Origin of the sequence: Streptomyces sp. ISL-12 (assembly GCF_018614415.1) — a bacterium.
GTDB lineage: Bacteria > Actinomycetota > Actinomycetes > Streptomycetales > Streptomycetaceae > Streptomyces.
Map to the genome: position 1 here is coordinate 1 of NZ_JAGGOO010000089.1, position 20177 is coordinate 20177.

Genomic DNA, 20177 nt, shown 5'->3' on the forward strand with positions numbered 1-20177 from the left:
GTCCGCCCCCTTCACACTGCCCGCCGTCAGACGCCTCTGCGCGGGGCCGGCGGCAAGGCGGCCGGGACGTGGTGCATACCGAACCGGGCGCTGTGGGCCCCCGCGCTGTAGGCGCTGTACGAGCCCCTGCCCCGCTGGATGTACCGGAAGGAGACGAACCCCAGATGCTCCTCGCCGCTGCGGTCGCCCGGCAGCGCGCGGAAGGACCTCACGTACTCGGCGTAGAGCGCGTCGTAGATCGGCGTGGCCGAGGGGCCGCCTTGGCGGTGGAAGGCGTCGTATGTGTGCACATTCGTGCAAACGACCCCGCGGCCGAAGAGATGCGGCTGAGCTGTGCGTCTTCGGGGCGCGGGGCCGTGCGGCGGGGCGGTGGTGCGACGGCCGGGCGGTCGGGGAGTGAGGGCGGGTGAGTGGGGGCGAGGAGGTGAGAGCGGGAGGGGCCGGCGCGGGGGTGCGGGGCGGACTCAGGTACCGGCCAGCGGCAGCGCCGCCGCGACCAGCCGTCCGCCCGCCGCGGCCTTGTCCAGCGCGTCCCGCAGCAGGTCCTCGCGCGGCTGGCGCCCGATCGAGCCGACCGGGGCGGCGAACATCAGGACCTGCTGGTGCTTGTTGGCGGCGGTGCGCCAGCCCTCGGTCACCTGGAGCGGCTGGTGCGCCTGCCACCAGGCCACCGGCCGCCCGTCGCCCGCCCCCGGCTGGAGCACCGCGTGCAGCTGGCCCACGGCGAGCAGCACGGACCAGCCGTGCAGCACGGGCGGTACGGTGGCCAGCTCGGTGACCGGCATGAACCCCTGCTCGATCAGCAGCGGCAGGAACTCGTCGCCGGGACCGTTCGTGCCGGGCCGCACGACGGGCGCGGTCGGCTCCACGACCAGGGCCGGGTGCAGTTCCCCGGCGATCAGGACCAGTCCGCTGGTCACGCCGAGCACCGCCTGCTCGGGCACGGCCTTCTCCGGCTCCGGGGCACCGCCGAGCGGGCCGCCGCCGCTGATGGCCTTCACGGCCCCCTGGAGCTGCTCCTCGGTCACCTTGACGACCTGCGAGGGCAGACAGCCGGCGTGGGCGAAGGCCAGGACGGCGGTCTCCTCCCCGATGAACAGGACGGTGCTGGTGCGCTCCTGCTCGCAGTCGCCCGGGGTGCGGCAGGACGTGCAGTCGTAACTGCCCGGGGCGGTCTCTCCGGCGAGCAGGCGGTCGGCTTCTTCGTCGCCGATCTCGGCGCGTACCTCGTCGCTGACGTCGAGCATGCGCGGCACGGGTGGCTCCCTCGGGATGCGATGCGTGGCAAAGCCGGGGGTGCCCCCGGCCCGTGGTCCGGGTGGGTCCCCGGCTCATGCAGAAGACAACGGGCGATCTGTCGCGGGAGTCACGCCCGGTGGCGCACGGAATCGGCCGTCCGACGCGCACCGTCACCTGCCGGACGGGATTCGGCACGTTCCATCAACTCACCTGCATCTCAAGGGAGTTGACATGGGGAGAGGGATCGCGAGTCGCCTCGGCGACTGGTCGATAAATCAGGAAATCAGCGAATGAAGTGGGTGCCCGAAATTGTCGGTGCCCGAGGTGGAGTCGAACGGGAGTACGTGATGGTGTCAGGGCGACCCGGAACCGGCCTGGTGCCGCTTCGGCTCGGGCTGCGGGGCCTGTCCCGCGTACGCCGGATGGTGCAGGTCGAAGGCCGGCGACTCCGAGCGGATGCGGGGCAGCGCGGTGAAGTTGTGCCGGGGCGGCGGGCACGAGGTCGCCCACTCCAGGGAACGGCCGAAGCCCCAGGGGTCGTCGACGTCGACCTTCCGGCCGTACTTGGCGGTCTTCCAGACGTTGTAGAGGAACGGCAGCGTGGAGATGCCGAGCAGGAACGCGCCGATGGTGGAGAGCGTGTTCAGCGCGGTGAAGCCGTCGGCGGCGAGGTAGTCGGCGTACCGGCGGGGCATGCCCTCGGCACCCAGCCAGTGCTGCACCAGGAAGGTGAGGTGGAAGCCGGTGAACAGCGTCCAGAAATGGATCTTGCCGAGCCGCTCGTCGAGCATCTTCCCGGTGAACTTGGGCCACCAGAAGGAGAAGCCGGCGAAGGTCGCGAAGACGACGGTGCCGAAGACGACGTAGTGGAAGTGGGCGACGACGAAGTAGGTGTCGCTGACGTGGAAGTCCAGCGGCGGGGAGGCGAGGATCACGCCGGTCAGGCCGCCGAACAGGAACGACACCAGGAAGCCGGTCGCCCACAGCATCGGCGTCTCGAAGGAGAGCGAGCCCTTGAGCATGGTGCCGGTCCAGTTGAAGAACTTCACCCCCGTCGGCACCGCGATCAGGAAGCTCAGGAAGGAGAAGAACGGCAGCAGCACCGCGCCCGTGACGAACATGTGGTGCGCCCACACCACCACCGACAGACCGGTGATCGCCATCGTCGCGGCCACCAGCGTCAGATAGCCGAACAGCGGCTTGCGGGCGAAGACCGGGATGATCTCGCTGATGATCCCGAAGAACGGCAGCGCGATGATGTACACCTCGGGATGGCCGAAGAACCAGAACAGGTGCTGCCACAGCAGCGCGCCGCCGTTGTCCGCGGCGAACACCTGGCTGCCGAACCGCCGGTCCGCCTCCAGGACCAGCAGCGCCGCCGCGAGCACCGGGAACGCCAGCAGGATCAGGATCGACGTGAACAGGGTGTTCCAGACGAAGATCGGCATCCGGAACATCGTCATGCCCGGGGCGCGCATCCCGATGATCGTGGTGAGGAAGTTGACCGCGCCGAGGATCGTCCCGAACCCCGACAGCGCCAGCCCCATGATCCACAGGTCGGCGCCGATGCCGGGGGAGTGCACCTGGCTGTTGAGCGGCGCGTAGGCGAACCAGCCGAAGGCGGCCGGACCGCCGGTCGCCAGCAGCGAGCCGAGCACGATCAGGCCGCCGAAGAGGAAGAGCCAGTACGAGAGCATGTTCAGCCGCGGGAAGGCGACGTCCGGGGCGCCGATCTGGAGCGGCATCAGCTCGTTGGCGAAGCCCGCGAAGCTCGGGGTCGCGAACAGCAGCAGCATGATCGTGCCGTGCATCGTGAAGAGCTGGTTGAACTGCTGGTTGTCGACGAGCTGGAGTCCCGGCCGGGCCAGCTCGGCCCGCATCATCAGGGCCATGACACCAGCGATCAGGAAGAACGCGAACGACGTGATCAGGTAGAGGTGGCCGATCTTCTTGTGGTCGGTGGTGGTCAGCCAGTCCACCACCACCCGGCCCCGCCGCCGGGCGCGCACCGGCTCCGCCGTGGCCCCCAAGGTCTGCGTACCCATCGCCCGCCGCCCCTCCGTCGTCGTCGCCTCCCGGCCCCGCCGGTCCCTCCGGTGCGCCCACGCCATGATGCTCGCGCCGCCCGCCGGCCGACAGGGGGCGTACGACGGTGATGCGCCCCGTGCCCGCACCGGACCGTGCCAGCCTGTGCCGGCCCGTGGCGGTCCGTGGCGGTCCGTGTCCGGACCGGGTTGCCCGGAGATTCATGCGCATGCCGAGAACGCCGCCCGTGGCCGGAATGCGAGAGGGTGCCCAGGGGTTTTTGTCCGGCCCTTTTCGCGCGGTTATTCGAAGAGCCGGGACGGTGCGCGGGCGGACTCGCGGGAATTCCCCGCACAAGCTCCGCACAGGCCCTGGGCGGCCGTATGGAACCGCTCGTCCGGGTGACGGAGTTCGGCCAAAACGCAGAGCGTGATCTGTGACAGAAGTGTGACGGGGACGGGTCGCGGACCGGTTACCGATCCGGGCTTCCCCGGCCGGGAACCAGGGCATAGCGTGGCCCCATGGCACCGATTCCGTCACCTTCGGGCGAACCCCAGGACAGTCCGGACGCATACCTCGGCCTCGGCCAGGACGCGGCCGAAGAGCGTGCGCGGGAGCGGGGATGGACGTCCGTGCGGTCCCTGCCGCCCGGTGCGATCATCACGATGGAGTACCGCGCGGGCCGGCTCAACTTCGAGGTGCGCGAGGGCCGCGTCACACGGGCCTGGAAAGGCTGAGGAACGGCATCGGCCCCGGTCTCCCGCAGGGGGACCGGGGCCGACGTGTGCGTACCGGGACGGTCAGCCGCCCGAGACGGGGCGGGCGGGCGAGGCCGTGCCCCGCGGATGGCGGTCGGAGTGCGGCGGGCGGCGGCTGCCGGCCGGGGTGACCGGTGAGCGCTCCGCACGGGTGCTGTGCGGGCCCGGGGCCAGATAGACCGGCGTCCGGGAGGAACGGGCCGTGGCGACCGGCTCGCGGGCCGGGGCGTCCTGGTCGGCGGCGGCCGGGGTGAGCACCGCCGGAGAGGCCGCGGGGGCCGTCCGCCCGGGCCGGGCCGCCCAGCGGTCGCGCAGGCCGAGGATCAAGGACTCGGCACGGGCGATCAGCGGTTCGAACCAGGGCAGCGCCAGCAGGATCAGCAGCCCCGCGACCCAGCCGAGGATCACATCGCTCAGCCAGTGCGTACCGAGGTACACGGTGGACAGCCCGACGCCCAGCGAGGTGACCGCGGACAGGGCGGACAGCCAGCGGCGGGCCCGGGGCGTGGAGGCCAGATAGGCCAGGATGCCCCAGGTCACCACGGCGTTGGCGGTGTGACCGCTCGGAAATATATCGCCGCCGGCCCACATCTCGTTGGCGCCGACCGTGGTCGCGTAGTGCGGTCCGAGCCGCCCCATGCCGTACTTGGCGGCGCCCACCGTCACGTTCAGCAGCAGCAGCGAGACGCCCAGCGCGAGCAGCGGACGCAGCGTGTGCTGCCGCCAGGAGCGCCAGCCGAGCCAGGCGGCGACCATCACGGCGGTGGGGCCGCGCTGGCCCAGCACCACGTAGTAGTCGACGAACGCGTGGATCTCCGACCACTGCTGGTACGGCCGGAAGAACATGACCTGCCAGTCGAGCCGGACCAGCCAGGAGGTGATCACCACGGCCCACACGATCGCGACGTAGAACGCGAGCGATCCGACGAGCAGCGCGATTCTGTGCCGGCTCATCTTCGGCACGTCGAGATGGACCGGCCGTTCCGGCTCCCGGTCCAGTCTCGCGAACACCCGGTCCAGACGGGTGAGGTTCCGTTCGGTACGCACCCAATCGACGTTACAGCGAGTGAGCTCGCATCTCCGACGAATCAACGGCTTTGTGATGACGATGTGATGTGGGATTCCTCTCAGGAACCGGTCCTAATTCCCTGGATTCGGCGGACCATGCCGATCGTGGCCTTCATTTCTTTTGATCATTCCAGGCGGCGGTTTTATCGTGCTTATGAATTCGTTCACCGAATGCTGGTGTGGAATTCTCCCGGTGCTCACCGAGGGTGTTCGCGGTGGGTCACGGCGGACCGGAGCCGTTCAGCCAGAACGCCCCGTACAGCGCCGACGCCACGGCGATCCCGGCCACCACCGCGGCCGACCTGGCGGTGCGCGCCCGGGCGAGGGCCGCGGCGAGCGGCAGCAGCAGCGGGAAGGCGGGCAGCAGCAGCCGCGGCTTCGAGCCGAAATAGCCCGAGGCGCACAGGGCCAGTGCGGTGACGATCCCCGTGTACACCAGCAGCGGCAGCGGCAGGCGCCGCCGTACGCCGGTGACGTACAGCCACCCCACCAGGGCGACGCCGAGGACCAGCCCCGCGCCCGCCAGGGCCGACGGGAACGACGTGAACTTCTCGGCGGTGAAGCGGGCGAAGGCCCAGCCGCCGTCGAAGCCGTTGCGCCAGCCCGCCTGGACGTCCAGGTAACCGAACGGGCCGTCGCCGGTGCGGTGGCCGACCCACAGGACGTACCCGGCGGCGCCCAGGGGCGCGAGCAGCATCCCGAGCGCACACCGCGCGCCCTCTCCGGGGGCGCGCGCGGACGCGGGAGCGCCGTGCGCGGCGGCCGGGCCACGGGTTCGCACGAATGCCGCAACGCCGGCCGCCCACACCGCCGCCGCGACCGCGAGCCCCACCGGACGCGTCAGCCCGGCCGCCAGCGCCAGCGTCCCCGCCGTCACCCACCGGCCGGTGCGCACCGCGTACAGCGACCAGGCGGCCAGCGCCGTGAACAGCGACTCGCTGTACGCCATCGACTGCACGATCCCGACCGGCAGCACCGCCCACAGCAGCACCAGGCAGATCCCGGCGCGGCGGCCGTACACCTGGTCGCCGACCGCGAAGATCCCCCAGGCCGCCGCGAGGGAGGCGAGCAGGCTCACCACGAGACCGGCGTCCGCGTGCGACAGCGGCGACACCGCCGCGCCGAGCCGCTCCAGCCAGGGCAGCAGCGGGAAGAAAGCCAGGTCGGAGTGGACGTCACCGTTCGGCAGCCGCACCTCGTGGCCGTAACCGCCCGCGGCCACCCTGGAGTACCACAGGGAGTCCCAGCGGGCGGTCAGCAGCGTGTGCGCGCTCTTGTCGCGTGCGGCGCTCCACAGGGCCAGGGCGACGAGGCCCAGGGCGCGGACGGCCGCGAAGCCGAGGAGCGCCGGGGCGGCCCGGCGCAGGGCACCCGGGCGGCCCGGCGCCGCGCGCGTCTTGAGATCGGTCACGGTCACGGGCTCGATTATCGGCGCGGGGCGGGGACCGCCTGCCGGGCGGTACGGGCGGTACGGGCGGTCGGTACCGGCGGTGCCGGTGGGAGCAGTGGCGCACGCCACACCTGTGACCGGGATCGGTGAGAGCTGTGCCACGCGAGGCGCGCGTGGACTCGCGTACTCTGACGAGCCACTCGCCGTCGTCGCGCGGGCCGGAGACCACCGCTTCCTCCGGCCGAGTCGCGGGAGTTCCCCGCCCCGCGAGCCCGCCGCACGCGAGGGAACTTCTGGGAGGTACGTACATGTCCGGGACGACCGCGGCCGTCGCGTCGCCGCGCCGTCGGGCGGCCGGGGCCGGTGCCAACCGCTGGGTGGTCCTGGTCGTCCTCTGTGTCAGCCTGCTGCTCGTGGCGCTGGACGCCACCGTGCTGCACGTGGCGGTCCCCGCCGTCACCGAGGACCTCAGGCCCGGCGCGATCGAACTGCTCTGGATCGTCGACGTCTACCCCCTGGTCTGCGCCTCGCTGCTGATCCTGTTCGGCACGCTGGGCGACCGGGTGGGCCGCAGGCGGATCCTGCTGCTGGGGTACGCGCTGTTCGGCGTCGCCTCGGCGCTCGCGGCCTGCGCCGACAGCGCCCAGGTGCTGATCGCGGCCCGCGCGCTGCTCGGCGTCGGCGGCGCGATGATCATGCCCGCGACGCTGTCGCTGCTGCGGGAGGTCTTCCCCGACCGGCGGGAGCGGGCCCTGGCCATCGGCGTGTGGAGCGCGGTCGCGGCCGTGGGCGCGGCGGTCGGACCGCTGCTCGGCGGCTTCCTCCTGGAGCACTTCTGGTGGGGCTCGGTCTTCCTGGTCAACATTCCGCTGATGCTGGTCAGCCTGCCGGTGGGGCGGCTGCTGCTGCCCGAGTCCAAGCCCGCGTCCGAAGGTGTGGGACAGGGGCCCTGGGACGCGGTCGGCGCGCTGCTGGCGGCGGCCGGGCTGTTCGGGGTGGTGCTGGGCGTCAAACGGCTCGGCGGCGGTGGGCCGGCGCTGAGCGCGGCCACCGTGCTGCCGTTGGTGGCGGGCGCCGCGCTGCTCGTGCTGTTCGTACGGCGGCAGCGGGGGCGGGCCCGTCCGCTGGTGGACCTGCGGATGTTCCGGCGGCCGGCGTTCAGTACGTCGGTGGGGTGCATCGTGCTGGCGATGCTCGCGCTGGTGGGCCTTGAGCTGATCGCGGCGCAGTACCTGCAACTGGTGCTCGGGCTGTCGCCGCTGCAGACGGGGCTGCGGCTGCTGCCGCTGACCCTGGCGGCGATGGCGGCCGGGCTGGCGGGGGCGCGGATGCTGCGGCGGCTGGGGCCGCGCCGGATGGTGTGCTTCGGGTTCTGCCTGACCGCCGGGGCGGTGCTGCTGCTGACGGCGCTGGGCCGGGCCGACGCGTGGGCGCTGATGCTCGGCGGGTTCGTGCTGCTCGGGTTCGGCCTGGAGACCACGCTCTTCGGGGCGTACGAGTCGATGCTGAGCGAGGCGCCGGCGGAGCAGGCGGGCGGGGCGGCGGCGATCGGCGAGACGTCCTACCAGCTGGGCGCCGGGATCGGGATCGCGCTGCTCGGTACGGTGATGAACGCGGCGTACGCGCCCGGGCTGGCGCGTGTCGAGGGGGTCCCGGCGTCGGCGTCGGCGGCGGCGGGGCATTCGCTGGGGGAGGCGTACGAGGTCGCCGCGCGGCTCGGGGGGCCGGGCGGGGTGGCGCTGCGGTCGGCGGCGGAGGGGGCGTTCGTGCACGGGCTGCATGTGACGCTGGTCGTGAGTGCGGGGTTGTTGCTGGCGGGGGCGGGGATGGCGTTGCGGTTGCCCCGGGGGATGCGGTGTGAGGGGGCGGGGGTGCCCGCACCCAGGGACGCGGTGGAGTCGCGTGTCTCGGTGTGAGGGTCTTTCTCTCCCACCCGCGCACCACTCGCTTGCTGTCCGTCGAAAGGTGAAGTCGCCCGTGGGGCTTGTTCGCCGTCGGCGGGTGCGGCGGCTCGTCGTCTGCCCGGTGGGAGACTCTGGACGCGCGCCGCGAACGCACCGTAACGTCGGCCGGGAGCCGTGACTAGCAGTGCTAGTTAAATGTCCTGGAGGGAAGACCATGCCCGCGTTCGACCCCGCAGACCCCCTCGGCATCGACGACCTGCTCTCCCCGGAGGACCTCGCGGTCCGGGACACCGTGCGGTCCTGGGCCGCCGACCGCGTCCTGCCGTACGTCGCCGACTGGTACGAGAAGGGCGAGCTGCCCGGCATCCGGGAGCTGGCCCGCGAACTCGGCGGCATCGGGGCGCTCGGGATGTCGCTCACCGGGTACGGCTGCGCGGGCGCGAGCGCCGTGCAGTACGGGCTGGCCTGTCTGGAGCTGGAGGCCGCGGACTCCGGCATCCGCTCACTGGTCTCCGTGCAGGGCTCCCTCGCCATGTACGCGATCCACCGCTTCGGCAGCGAGGAGCAGAAGCAGACCTGGCTGCCCCGGATGGCCGCCGGCGAGGTCATCGGCTGCTTCGGGCTCACCGAGCCCGACCACGGTTCCGACCCCGCCGCGATGCGCACGTACGCCGAGCGCGACGGCGCCGACTGGGTGCTGAACGGCCGCAAGATGTGGATCACCAACGGGTCGGTGGCGGGTGTGGCCGTGGTGTGGGCGCGCACCGACGACGGCATCCGCGGGTTCCTCGTCCCCGCCGGCACGCCCGGTTTCTCCGCGCCCGAGATCAAGCACAAGTGGTCCCTGCGGGCCTCCGTCACCAGCGAACTCGTCCTGGACGACGTACGGCTGCCCGCCGACGCGGTGCTGCCGGAGGTCACGGGGCTGCGCGGGCCGCTCAGCTGCCTCACGCACGCCCGGTACGGGATCGTGTGGGGCGCCATGGGCGCGGCGCGCACCTGCTTCGAGACGGCGGTGGCGTACGCGAAGACGCGGGAGCAGTTCGGGCGGCCCATCGGCGGCTTCCAGCTCACCCAGGCCAAGCTCGCCGACATGGCGGTCGAGCTGCACAAGGGGATTCTGCTCGCCCATCACCTCGGGCGGCGCCTGGACGCGGGGCGGCTCCGTCCCGAGCAGGTCAGCTTCGGCAAGCTGAACAACGTACGGGAGGCGATCGAGATCTGCCGTACGGCGCGGACGGTGCTCGGCGCCAACGGGATCTCCCTGGAGTACCCCGTGATGCGGCACGCGACGAACCTGGAATCGGTGCTCACCTACGAGGGCACCGTCGAGATGCACCAGCTCGTGCTGGGCAAGGCGCTCACCGGACTCGACGCGTTCCGGTAAGGGCCGGGGGGAGCGCGGGTGCAGGGCCGGCGGGGGCGGCCCTGCCTCAGCTCTGGTTGAAGAACCCGTCCGTGCGGTGCGCGGCCGGTTCACCGTTGATGACCTGGGTGTCGGACGGGCTCAGCAGGAACACCCGGCTGGACACCCGCTCGATCGAACCGCGCAGGCCGAAGATCAGCCCGGCCGCGAAGTCGACCACGCGCTTGGCGTCGCCGGCCTCCATGGCCGTGAGGTTCATGATGACCGGGACCCCGTCCCGGAACAGCTCGCCGATGGCGCGGGCGTCCCGGAAGCTGTCCGGGGTGACCGTGCCGATGCGGCGGCCCCTCTCCTCGGCCGTGTCCGAGGCCACCTTGACCCGGGGGTCCGTGACCCAGGCGTCCCCGGGTTCGTTGCCCTCGGAGTAGTCGTCGTCGTAGTAGCGCTCGTCTTCGTTGTCGTCGACGAGGCCGAGCCACGCACTCGCCTTGCGTACCGATCCCATGGACGCCTCCTCTCAAGCGGTCTTTCGTGCTTTCCGCATCCCTATCGTCGTCCATGATGCGGACGTCGCGCCAAGTGGATAGACGCCGCGCGGGGGGTTTGTGACGGTACTGGTGCACAGCGAATCCGTCGAGAGTCCATGTGTCCCAAGGGTCGTTTCCCAAACGGCCCCTGACTATGAGTGAAATATGACTGTTCCTGGCGGACGGGTGAGCGGCGGGGCGTACGGGTGAACCTGGCGGTCGGCCCGATGTCGCAGCTCAGCGTCGCGGAAGGCGGCGGTCGGTGTGGTGTCCGGACATCGACGGACCCCTTGTCGGCACCGGCCCGGAGAGAACCTCGCCGGCCGGTGGACGGCGCGTTCGTGAGGATTGTGTACCGCTTCGCGCGGGGAATGCGGCGCGTCCGTACGGGATCATGCCCAAGTGGGACGGACCGCCTATATCGGTGTTGACGGGGGCTCATACCGACGCGGCACGGACGTGTGTCGTACCGGTGTGAAAGGGTTGATCCATGACGACGACGGACCCGGCGGACGCGGAGCTGCGGTGGCGGCGGTGGCACGAGGACCGCGTGGCGGCGGTCTCCGCGCCCTACGGTCCGCTCGCGCTGACCGGCACCTACTGGCTGCCCGACCACCCCGACGGACGGCTTCCCGGCGTCCCGGGGCGCTGGACCGCTGACGCCGGCGGGGTACTGCTGACCGCCGGGGCGGCCGACGGGCTGACCGTGGACGGCCGGCCCCTGGACGGCGAGGCGCGGCTCACGGCCGACGCGGGGCCGGTGGACGCGGCCCGGGTGGCGCTCGGCGAGCGGCGGCTGGTCGTGCTGGTCCGGGAGGGGGTGTGGGGGGTGCGGGACTTCGACCCGGGGGCCGGGGCGCGGCGGGCGTTCCGCGGCATCGAGGCCACGCCGTACGACCCGCGCTGGTCGGTGCCCGGCCGCTTCACCCCGTACGCCGGCGGGCACCGCGGCGTGCGGGTGCCCAACGCCGACGGGCGCGAGCGCGGTCTCGGGCTCGGCGGGGAGGTGGCCTTCACCCTGGCCGGGCGGGAGCTGACGCTCCAGGTGGCCGTCGAGGCGGACGGGTCGCTGTGGGCGGTGTTCGCGGACGCCACCAGCGGCCGGGGCAGTTACCGCTTCCGGTTCCTGTACCCGCCGGCGCCGGACGCCGACGGGCGGACCACGGTCGACCTCAACCGCGCGCAGCTGCCGCCGTGCGCCTTCGCCGACCACTTCGTCTGCCCCTTCCCGCCGCCGGGGAACACCCTCGGCGTCGGCGTCGAGGCGGGGGAGCGGCAGCTGCGCCGGGTGCGCTGAGTGAGGCTGCCGTACCGGTCGTACTAGTGGTGAAGGCCGAAAGGCACCCTTGCGCCGACCGTTCGTTCGGCCGAATACTCCCACTCAGCGCTTGTCAGGGGCACGCCGTTTCCGGAATCCGGACATCCGGGGTCCCCTGGCTGCGCCTCACGGGCCCTGCGACCCCACGAACGGGCCCCCTACTTCCCCCGTGGAGGAACGAAAAGTGAGGATCAAGCGCACCACCCCCCGCAGCGGTATCACGAGACGCACCCGGCTGATCGCCGTCTCCACCGGCCTCGTGGCCGCCGCCGCGATCGCGGTCCCCAGCGCGACCGCGGCCGACACCCCCACCACCTTCAGCTCCGCCGAGCTCAAGAGCGCCAGCAACTCGGTGCTGAAGGCCGACGTCCCCGGCACCGCCTGGGCCGTCGACAGCAAGAGCGGCAAGGTCCTGGTCACCATCGACGAGACGGTGTCCCAGGCCGAGATCGCGAAGATCAAGGAGCAGGCCGGCGACAAGGCCGGCGCGCTCACGATCAAGCGCACCAACGGCACGTTCAACAAGCTGATCCAGGGTGGCGACGCCATCTACGCGAGCAGTTGGCGCTGCTCCCTCGGCTTCAACGTCCAGAGCAGCAGCGGCACCCAGTACTTCCTGACCGCCGGGCACTGCACCGACGGCGCGGGCACCTGGTACTCCAACTCCGCGCGCACCACCGCCATCGGTACCACCGCGGGCTCGAGCTTCCCGACCAACGACTACGGCATCGTGCGGTACACCGGGTCCGTCTCCCGCCCCGGCACCGCCAACGGTGTGGACATCACCAGCGCCGGGACCCCGAGCGTGGGCACCACCGTCATCCGTGACGGTTCCACCACCGGTACCCACAGCGGCCGTGTCACCGCCCTCAACGCCACCGTGAACTACGGCAGCGGCGACATCGTCTACGGGCTGATCCAGACCACGGTCTGCGCCGAGCCCGGTGACTCCGGCGGCTCGCTCTACGGCAGCAACGGCACCGCGTACGGTCTGACCTCCGGCGGCAGCGGCGACTGCACCTCGGGCGGCACGACCTTCTTCCAGCCCGTCACGGAGGCCCTGAGCGCCTACGGCGTCAGCGTCTACTGATCCTCACCGATCCCGTTCCGGCGGGCGCGGCCGGCAGTACCGGGAGCCCCCGCACGGCAGTTGCCGTGCGGGGGCTCCCTTTTGCACGGAACCGGCGTTACCGTCGAAGAGCGCACAAAGAGCACTCGATGCGCCCACTTCGGACCCTGGGGGCCGTGATGGTCGAGGAGCTGATGGCGGCGGGAGCGGCGGTCGCGTCCGCGGCGGCGGTCTACACGATGGCCGCGGCGCGGGTCGTCAAGCAGTACGAACGGGGTGTGGTGTTCCGGCTCGGCCGGCTCCGGCCGCAGGTGCGCGGCCCCGGCTTCACCCTGGTCGTGCCGTTCGTGGACCGGCTGCACAAGGTCAATCTCCAGATCGTGACGATGCCGGTCCCCGCCCAGGAGGGCATCACCCGGGACAACGTGACCGTGCGGGTCGACGCGGTCGTCTACTTCAAGGTCGTGGACGCGGCGAACGCCCTGGTGCAGGTGGAGGACTACCGCTTCGCGGTCTCGCAGATGGCGCAGACCTCGCTGCGCTCCATCATCGGCAAGAGCGACCTGGACGACCTGCTGTCCAACCGGGAGAAGCTCAACCAGGGTCTGGAGCTGATGATCGACAGCCCGGCCATCGGGTGGGGCGTGCAGATCGACCGCGTCGAGATCAAGGACGTCTCCCTGCCCGAGACCATGAAGCGCTCGATGGCCCGGCAGGCCGAGGCCGACCGGGAGCGGCGGGCCCGGGTCATCAACGCCGACGCCGAGCTCCAGGCGTCGAAGAAGCTGTCCGAGGCGGCCAAGGAGATGTCGGAGACACCGGCCGCGCTGCAGCTGCGGCTGCTGCAGACGGTGGTGGCGGTCGCCGCCGAGAAGAACTCCACGCTCGTCCTGCCGTTCCCGGTGGAACTGCTGCGGTTCCTGGAGCGGGCGCAGCAGACGGTCCCGCCGGAGACCGCGCGGAGCGGGCCATCGCGCGTAGATGCACACCAGGACGGCGGAGCACAAGAGGTGGAATCCAGACAGGACTAGACCTCACGCTCCGCTGACGGGTTCCTCGCCCGGAGTGTTTGCTCTGCGAATTTTCCCTGGACCGGGAGCAAAGGGTGGAGGCCGTGTGCCCGCGCTGGAGTTGTCGTGCACACGTCTCGAAGTCGACCTTGTGTGCGACCTGTGCCGTTCGGAAGAGTAAGCGCCCGTCAACCGGCCTTCCGGTCCGCGAGGTCCCCACAACCCCACGGGCCGACCCCCCACAGGAGGACATGAGTTGAAGCACCGACGCATACCCAGGCGGCGGGCAGCCGTGGCAGGCGCGGGCATCGTCGCGCTGGTCGCCACGGGAGTCACGTTCCAGAGCGCGAACGCCAGTGAGACCCCGGCGTCCGCCACCCCCGAGACCCTGTCGGCCACCGCGGCCGGAAAGCTCGCCTCCACCCTGCTCGGCGATCTCGGCGCCGACGCCGCGGGCACCTACTACGACGCCCGGGCCGAGAGCCTGGTGGTCAACGTCCTCGACGACGCCGCCGCGCGGACCGTCGAGGAGGCCGGCGCCACGGCGAGGATCGTCGAGAACTCGCTCGCCGACCTGAAGAGCACGCGCACCATCCTCGAGCGGGACGCCAGTGTCCCGGGCACCTCCTGGGTGACCGACCCGACCACCAACAAGGTCGTCGTCACCGCCGACCGCACGGTCTCGAAGGCCGAGTGGGCCAAGCTCACCGAGGTGGTCGACGGGCTCGGCGCCAAGGCCGAGCTGAAGCGGACGAAGGGGGAGTACAAGCCCTTCGTCGCGGGCGGCGACGCCATCACGGGCGGCGGCGGGCGCTGCTCGCTCGGCTTCAACGTCACCAAGGGCGGCGAGCCGTACTTCCTGACCGCCGGCCACTGCACCGAGTCCATCACCTCCTGGTCGGACTCGTCCGGCACCGTCATCGGGGAGAACGAGGTCTCCAGCTTCCCCGACGACGACTACGGCCTGGTCAAGTACACCGCCGACGTGGACCACCCGAGCGAGGTCAACCTCTACGACGGCTCGGCGCAGTCCATCTCGGACGCCGCCGAGGCCACCGTCGGCATGCGGGTGACCCGCAGCGGCTCCACCACCCAGGTGCACGACGGCACGGTCACCGGCCTGGACGCCACCGTGAACTACGGCAACGGCGACATCGTCAACGGCCTCGTCCAGACCGACGTCTGCGCCGAGCCCGGCGACAGCGGCGGCTCCCTCTTCTCCGGCTCCAGCGCGATCGGCCTCACCTCCGGCGGCAGCGGCGACTGCACCTCCGGTGGGGAGACCTTCTTCCAGCCGGTGACGGAGGCGCTGTCGGCCACGGATACCGAGATCGGCTGACCGGCCGACGGCTCACGGAGGTCCCGCCCCGCGCGCGAGGGGCGGGACCTTTCCGTTTCCGGTCCGGGTTCAGCCGGCCCGCGTAGGCAGTTCCGCCCCCTGCCGCCGGCGGCGCAGCACCGCCGCCAGCATCGTGATCGCCGTCCCCGCCACCGCCCAGGCCCACAGCACCAGCAGGGGGAGGGTCAGGTCGTTGCTCCTGAAGTAGGCGACCGAGCGGGCCGCCCAGGTGCCGGCGCCCGGCGGCAGCGCCGGGCCGATCGCCTTCCAGAACGGCGGCAGCATCGGCAGCGGGAAGGCGCCGCCCGCGCTCGGGTTGCCCGCGATCACCACCAGCAGGATCGCCAGCCCGATGCCGACGACCCCGAAGAGTCCCTGGAGCGCGAGCGTGGCGGCGCCGACGGCGAAGGTGACCAGGGCGCCCAGTCCCCACAGGTCCACCACGCTGCCGGGCAGCGCCCCCAGGACCGGCCCGATGATCACCGCCCCGCCCAGCCCGCCGACGATCGCGACCAGTGCCATCACGATCAGCCGGATCGCCGCGCGCCGCGGGTTGGCCGGCCGGGCGCCGGTGCTGACGGCGAGGATCGAGGCGCACAGATAGCCCCCGACGCACCAGCCGACGACCAGGTAGAAGGACGACAGCCCGTCGAAGTCCCGCGCCGAGGCCGGGGCCACGTCCACGGTCTCCACGGTCCGCCGCTCGGCCCGCTCCACCTCGGTGACGAGGCGCTCCAGAGTGGTGGCGAGCGCGGTGCCGCCGCCGGAGGCGACCAGCAGCGTGTCGCGGGTGCCGCGCGGGTCCACGACCAGGGCGCCGTCGATCTCCCGGTCCATGATCTTCTTCCGGGCGCCCGCCTCGTCCGCCACCGTGCGCGGGTCCAGGGGCGTGCCGGGCAGTCGTTCGAGGCGGGCCACCGTCCGCCCGGCCGCGTCCTCGGGCGCGACCACCCCGAAGGGCACGTCCTTCGCCCTCGGATCGTGCAGCGCGCCGACGTAGGAGGCGATGAACAGCAGCTGGAGCGCGAGCACGCCGAGCACGAGCAGTGTGGCCCGCGGGGTGACCGCGTCCTTCACCTCATCCAGGAACGATCCGTTCCGGTTGCCGGTGCCGCCTGAGGTGTGCGCCATGCCCCCACGGTCCCGGCCGGAGGACGTTTGCGCAGGTGGGACGGGGCCGAACGGATGTCGTACACACATTCGAAGATGGAGGTATGGTGGGGGTGAGGTTGTTGGAACAGACGTTCGACAGGGCGTCGGAAGGTCACCAGTGCGGGAGGTGCGTGTGCCGGGTTTCACGCATCTGCGCACCGCCTCCGGGTTCTCCCTGCGCCACGGCGCCTCCCACCCGGAGCGGCTGGCCGAGCGCGCCGCCGAACGGGGCATGGACGCCCTCGCCCTCACCGACCGCGACACCCTCGCGGGTACGGTCCGCTTCGCCAAGGCCTGCGCGCAGGCGGGCGTCCGCCCCCTGTTCGGCGCGGACCTGGCGGTGGCGCCGCCCGCCCCGGAACCGGAGCGCGGCGATACCTCCGTACGCCGGGACCGGCGCCGTACCCCCGTGCGCGGCGGCGCCTTCGTCGACGAGTCGGCTCCGCGCGTCACCTTCCTCGCCCGCGACGGCGCCCGCGGCTGGGCCGGCCTGTGCGCGCTGGTCTCCGCCGCGCACCGCAGCCCCGGGACCCCGCTCCTGTCCTGGGCCGACAACCACGCCGACGGCCTGACCGTGCTGCTCGGCCCCGACTCCGACGTCGGCCGCGCCCTCGCCGCCGGCCGCCCCGACCGCGCCGCCAGGCTCCTCGCCCCCTGGCGGGAGGTGTACGGCGACGCCCTGCGCCTGGAGGCCGTCTGGCACGGCCGTACCGGCACCGGTCCCGGTTCCCTGCGCCAGGCCGCCCGCACCGTCGGCTTCGCCGCCGAACAGGGCGTACGCCCCGTCCTGACCAACGCCGTGCGGTACGCCGATCCCGGCCAGGGCCCGGTCGCCGACGTACTGGACGCGGCCCGCCGCCTGGTCCCGGTCGGCGCGGCCGGGGAACTGGACTCCGGGGAGGCGTGGCTCAAGGACACGAGCGCCATGGCGCAGGCCGCCGAGCGGATCGTCGAGGCCGCGGGCTTCCGGCGCGAGGCCGCGCACCGCCTGCTGGAGCAGACCCGGGCGACGGCCGCCGCCTGCCTGGTCGACCCCGAGGACGACCTCGGCATGGGCGCCGTCCACTTCCCCGAACCGCACCTGGTCGGCGCGGGCCGCCGCACCGCCCAGCGGACGCTCGCCTCCCGGGCGGCGGCGGGGATGATCCGCAAGGGGTACGAGCGGCGGCGCGCGTACTGGGAGCGGATGCACCACGAGCTGGACATCATCGCCCACCACGGCTTCGCCTCGTACTTCCTCACCGTCGCCCAAGTGGTCGACGACGTACGGGACATGGGCATCCGGGTCGCCGCCCGAGGCTCCGGCGCGGGCTCCCTCGTCAACCACCTCCTCGGCATCGCGCACGCCGACCCGGTCGAGCACGGGCTGCTGATGGAGCGCTTCCTGTCCAAGGAGCGGGTCGTCCTGCCCGACATCGACATCGACGTGGAGTCCGCGCGCCGCCTGGAGGTCTACCGGGCGATCATCGGCCGGTTCGGCACCGAGCGGGTCGCGACGGTCGCGATGCCGGAGACGTACCGCGTACGGCACGCCATCCGCGACGTCGGCGCCGCCCTGTCCATGGACCCCGCCGAGATCGACCGGGTCGCCAAGTCCTTCCCGCACATCCGCGCCCGCGACGCCCGCGCGGCCCTGGCCGAACTGCCCGAGCTGAAGGAACTGGCGGGCGAGCAGGAGAAGTACGGACGGCTCTGGGAACTGGTCGAGGCCCTCGACGCCCTCCCGCGCGGCGTCGCCATGCACCCCTGCGGCGTCCTCCTCTCCGACGCCTCCCTGCTCTCCCGTACGCCGGTCATGCCGACCAGCGGCGAGGGGTTCCCGATGGCCCAGTTCGACAAGGACGACGTGGAGGACCTCGGGCTGCTCAAGCTGGACGTGCTGGGGGTGCGGATGCAGTCGGCGATGGCGCACGCGGTCGCCGAGGTGGAACGGGCGTCGGGGGAGCGGGTCGACCTGGACGCGGTCCCGGACGGCGATCCGGCGACGTACGAGCTGATCCGCTCCACCGAGACGCTGGGCTGCTTCCAGATCGAGTCGCCGGGCCAGCGGGACCTGGTGGGGCGCCTCCAGCCGTCGACCTTCCACGACCTGGTCGTGGACATCTCCCTCTTCCGCCCCGGCCCGGTCGCCGCCGACATGGTGCGCCCCTTCATCGAGGCCCGGCACGGACGCGCCCCGGTGCGCTACCCGCACGAGGACCTGACGGAGGCGTTGGAGAGCACGTACGGGGTCGTCGTCTTCCACGAGCAGGTCATCGACATCATCGCGGTCATGACCGGCTGCGGGCGCGGCGAGGCCGACCGGGTGCGGCGCGGGCTGTCGGACCCCGAGTCGCAGGGCCGGATCCGGGTGTGGTTCGCGCAGCACGCGGCGGCCAACGGGTACGACGCGGAGACCATCGGGCGGACCTGGGAGATCGTCGAGGCGTTCGGCTCGTACGGCTTCTGCAAGGCGCACGCGGTCGCCTTCGCGGTGCCGACGTACCAGTCGGCGTGGCTGAAGGCCCACCACCCGGCCGCCTTCTACGCCGGGCTGCTCACCCACGACCCCGGCATGCACCCCAAGCGGCTGCTGCTGGCGGACGCGCGGCGGCGCGGGGTGCCGATCCTGCCGCTGGACGTGAACAAGTCGGGGGTCGCGCACAGGATCGAACTGGTGTCCGGTTCGAGGGTGTGGGGGCTGCGGCTGGCCCTGCTGGACGTGCACGGCATCAGCGAGGCCGAGGCGGAACGGATCGCCGCCGGGCAGCCGTACGCCTCCCTGCTCGACTTCTGGGAACGCGCCCGCCCCAGCCGCCCGCTCGCCGGGCGCCTGGCGCAGGTCGGCGCGCTGGACGCGTTCGGCGCCAACCGCCGCGACCTGCAACTGCACCTGACCGAACTGCACCGGGGCACCCGCGCCGGACGAGGGGATCAGCTCCCCTTGTCCGGCGGCCGGAAGACGGCGTCGGCCGGGCTGCCCGACCTCACCTCGGCGGAGAAGCTCAGCGCCGAGCTGGGCGTGCTGTCGATGGACGCCTCGCGCAATCTGATGGACGACCACCGCCGCTTCCTCGACGAGCTGGGCGTGGTCTCGGCGCGGCGGCTGCGCGAGGCCCGGCACGGGCAGACGGTGCTGGTCGCGGGCGCCAAGGCGGCCACGCAGACCCCGCCGATCCGCTCCGGCCGCCGGGTCATCTTCTCCACCCTGGACGACGGCACCGGTCTGGTCGACCTGGCCTTCTTCGACGACTCCCACGACGCCTGCGCGCACACCGTCTTCCACTCCTGGCTGCTGCTGGTGCGCGGGGTGGTGCAGCGGCGCGGGCCGCGCAGCTACGGCGTGGTGGGCGCCGCCGCCTGGAACCTGGCCGAGCTGCTGGAGGTGCGGCGGGAGGAGGGCCTGGAGGGGGTCGCGGCCCGGCTGGCCGGGGGGACTCAGGGGGACGCCCCCGGGGACGGCCCGGCCCGGCGCCGCCTGGCCGGCTCGGACGGCCGGCCCGCGCCGGCCGGCTCCGCCGCGCAGGACGAGATGGAGCGGCGGCGGACCGTCCGCATGCCCACGGGGTACGAGATGCACCCCTGGGCCGATCTGCGCCCCGCGGGCGAAGGGCCCGCGGTGGGAAGGAAGTTGTGGCACCAGAGTCCGGGGAGTGCGGGATGACCATCCTCTGCGTACGTTTCCAGCTGCCGCCCATGTACGAGGCGGCCCTGCCGGGGCTGCTCGGTCTGCTGGAGGAGTTCACGCCGGTCGTCGAGGCCCTGCCGCCGGACGGGGCACTGGCCGATCTGCGCGGCGCCGAACGGTACTTCGGGCGGGACGCCGTGGAACTGGCCTCGGTGATCCGCGTCCGCGCCCTCGCGCTGCACGGCGTCGACTGCGCGATCGGCCTCGGGCCGGGCCCGATGCTGGCCCGCATGGCGCTCGGGGAGGCCCGGCCGGGAGCGGCCCGCGCGGTCACCGAGGAGGAGACGCCGGCCTTCCTCGACGGACGGCCGGTCGCCGCGCTGCCCGGCATCGGCCGGGCCACCG

At 72.5% G+C, this 20177-nt stretch carries 15 protein-coding genes and 1 pseudogene; 9 read left to right on the forward strand and 7 right to left on the reverse strand.

Annotated elements, in window-relative coordinates; genetic code table 11:
* Positions 1 to 26: 26 nt before the first annotated feature.
* From J7I94_RS24175 to ctaD, 3 genes are all read right to left on the reverse strand, one after another.
* Positions 27 to 290, reverse strand: coding sequence for a hypothetical protein (locus J7I94_RS24175; protein ID WP_215169958.1), 264 nt, complete (start codon positions 288 to 290; stop codon positions 27 to 29).
* A 174-nt stretch (positions 291 to 464) separates the two neighbouring features.
* Positions 465 to 1256 carry a hypothetical protein gene (locus J7I94_RS24180; protein WP_215169960.1) on the reverse strand — a complete coding sequence of 264 codons (792 nt, stop codon included), beginning with the start codon at positions 1254 to 1256 and terminating at the stop codon, positions 465 to 467.
* Between the two features lie 336 nt (positions 1257 to 1592).
* Positions 1593 to 3284, reverse strand: coding sequence for a cytochrome c oxidase subunit I (gene ctaD / locus J7I94_RS24185; protein ID WP_215169962.1), 1692 nt, complete (start codon positions 3282 to 3284; stop codon positions 1593 to 1595).
* A 501-nt stretch (positions 3285 to 3785) separates the two neighbouring features.
* On the opposite strand from ctaD, the gene J7I94_RS24190 reads away from it, so the two are divergent.
* Entirely contained in the window at positions 3786 to 4001 is a 216-nt protein-coding gene (locus J7I94_RS24190; protein ID WP_215169964.1) for an I78 family peptidase inhibitor, read from the forward strand.
* Positions 4002 to 4064: 63 nt separating this feature from the next.
* On the opposite strand, the gene J7I94_RS24195 is transcribed toward J7I94_RS24190, so the two are convergent.
* Both J7I94_RS24195 and J7I94_RS24200 read right to left on the reverse strand, forming a co-directional pair.
* Entirely contained in the window at positions 4065 to 5069 is a 1005-nt protein-coding gene (locus J7I94_RS24195) for a phosphatase PAP2 family protein (protein WP_215169965.1), read from the reverse strand.
* 241 nt (positions 5070 to 5310) lie between these two features.
* A complete protein-coding gene (locus tag J7I94_RS24200; protein WP_215169980.1) occupies positions 5311 to 6501 on the reverse strand; it encodes a glycosyltransferase family 39 protein in 1191 nt (396 codons plus the stop codon).
* Between the two features lie 287 nt (positions 6502 to 6788).
* Here J7I94_RS24200 and J7I94_RS24205 point away from each other — a divergent pair, with 287 nt between their 5' ends.
* Together J7I94_RS24205 and J7I94_RS24210 are read left to right on the forward strand one after the other, a co-directional pair.
* Positions 6789 to 8396: an MFS transporter gene (locus J7I94_RS24205; protein WP_215169967.1), complete on the forward strand. Its 1608-nt coding sequence runs from the start codon at positions 6789 to 6791 to the stop codon at positions 8394 to 8396.
* A 202-nt stretch (positions 8397 to 8598) separates the two neighbouring features.
* Positions 8599 to 9771, forward strand: a complete 1173-nt coding sequence (locus J7I94_RS24210) for an acyl-CoA dehydrogenase family protein (RefSeq protein ID WP_215169969.1) — start codon at positions 8599 to 8601, stop codon at positions 9769 to 9771.
* A 46-nt stretch (positions 9772 to 9817) separates the two neighbouring features.
* On the opposite strand, the gene J7I94_RS24215 is transcribed toward J7I94_RS24210, so the two are convergent.
* Positions 9818 to 10255 carry a cell division protein SepF gene (locus J7I94_RS24215; protein WP_215169971.1) on the reverse strand — a complete coding sequence of 146 codons (438 nt, stop codon included), beginning with the start codon at positions 10253 to 10255 and terminating at the stop codon, positions 9818 to 9820.
* Positions 10256 to 10767: 512 nt separating this feature from the next.
* On the opposite strand from J7I94_RS24215, the gene J7I94_RS24220 reads away from it, so the two are divergent.
* The 4 genes from J7I94_RS24220 to J7I94_RS24235 all read left to right on the forward strand — a co-directional run bounded on the left by J7I94_RS24220 (position 10768) and on the right by J7I94_RS24235 (position 15013).
* Positions 10768 to 11574, forward strand: a complete 807-nt coding sequence (locus J7I94_RS24220; RefSeq protein WP_215169973.1) for a DUF1684 domain-containing protein — start codon at positions 10768 to 10770, stop codon at positions 11572 to 11574.
* Positions 11575 to 11779: 205 nt separating this feature from the next.
* Complete coding sequence (locus tag J7I94_RS24225) at positions 11780 to 12685, forward strand: S1 family peptidase (protein WP_215169974.1); 906 nt, start codon at positions 11780 to 11782, stop codon at positions 12683 to 12685.
* 158 nt (positions 12686 to 12843) lie between these two features.
* Positions 12844 to 13695 carry a slipin family protein gene (locus J7I94_RS24230; protein ID WP_251075651.1) on the forward strand — a complete coding sequence of 284 codons (852 nt, stop codon included), beginning with the start codon at positions 12844 to 12846 and terminating at the stop codon, positions 13693 to 13695.
* 235 nt (positions 13696 to 13930) lie between these two features.
* A complete protein-coding gene (locus tag J7I94_RS24235; protein WP_215169976.1) occupies positions 13931 to 15013 on the forward strand; it encodes a S1 family peptidase in 1083 nt (360 codons plus the stop codon).
* 69 nt (positions 15014 to 15082) lie between these two features.
* Here the strand turns inward: J7I94_RS24235 and J7I94_RS24240 are convergent, their stop codons facing one another.
* The gene (locus tag J7I94_RS24240; protein WP_215169978.1) at positions 15083 to 16144 is read right to left on the reverse strand and encodes a DUF3533 domain-containing protein; all 1062 of its coding nucleotides are present in this window, start codon (positions 16142 to 16144) and stop codon (positions 15083 to 15085) included.
* 154 nt (positions 16145 to 16298) lie between these two features.
* Between J7I94_RS24240 and J7I94_RS24245 the strand changes: the two genes are divergently transcribed.
* Both J7I94_RS24245 and J7I94_RS38555 read left to right on the forward strand, forming a co-directional pair.
* The gene (locus tag J7I94_RS24245; RefSeq protein WP_308114680.1) at positions 16299 to 19808 is read left to right on the forward strand and encodes a DNA polymerase III subunit alpha; all 3510 of its coding nucleotides are present in this window, start codon (positions 16299 to 16301) and stop codon (positions 19806 to 19808) included.
* Positions 19805 to 20177 (forward strand): annotated as a pseudogene (locus J7I94_RS38555) (hypothetical protein); the annotation flags it as partial. The gene J7I94_RS24245 and the pseudogene J7I94_RS38555, both read left to right, overlap by 4 nt.

Bases quoted from the DNA above. Each gene is read 5' to 3' on its own strand.
- ctaD (WP_215169962.1), bottom strand. From the start codon at position 3,284: ATGGGTACGCAGACCTTGGGGGCCACGGCGGAGCCGGTGCGCGCCCGG.
- J7I94_RS24190 (WP_215169964.1), top strand. From the start codon at position 3,786: ATGGCACCGATTCCGTCACCTTCGGGCGAACCCCAGGACAGTCCGGAC.
- J7I94_RS24205 (WP_215169967.1), top strand. From the start codon at position 6,789: ATGTCCGGGACGACCGCGGCCGTCGCGTCGCCGCGCCGTCGGGCGGCC.
- J7I94_RS24210 (WP_215169969.1), top strand. From the start codon at position 8,599: ATGCCCGCGTTCGACCCCGCAGACCCCCTCGGCATCGACGACCTGCTC.
- J7I94_RS24215 (WP_215169971.1), bottom strand. From the start codon at position 10,255: ATGGGATCGGTACGCAAGGCGAGTGCGTGGCTCGGCCTCGTCGACGAC.
- J7I94_RS24220 (WP_215169973.1), top strand. From the start codon at position 10,768: ATGACGACGACGGACCCGGCGGACGCGGAGCTGCGGTGGCGGCGGTGG.
- J7I94_RS24230 (WP_251075651.1), top strand. From the start codon at position 12,844: ATGGTCGAGGAGCTGATGGCGGCGGGAGCGGCGGTCGCGTCCGCGGCG.
- J7I94_RS24240 (WP_215169978.1), bottom strand. From the start codon at position 16,144: ATGGCGCACACCTCAGGCGGCACCGGCAACCGGAACGGATCGTTCCTG.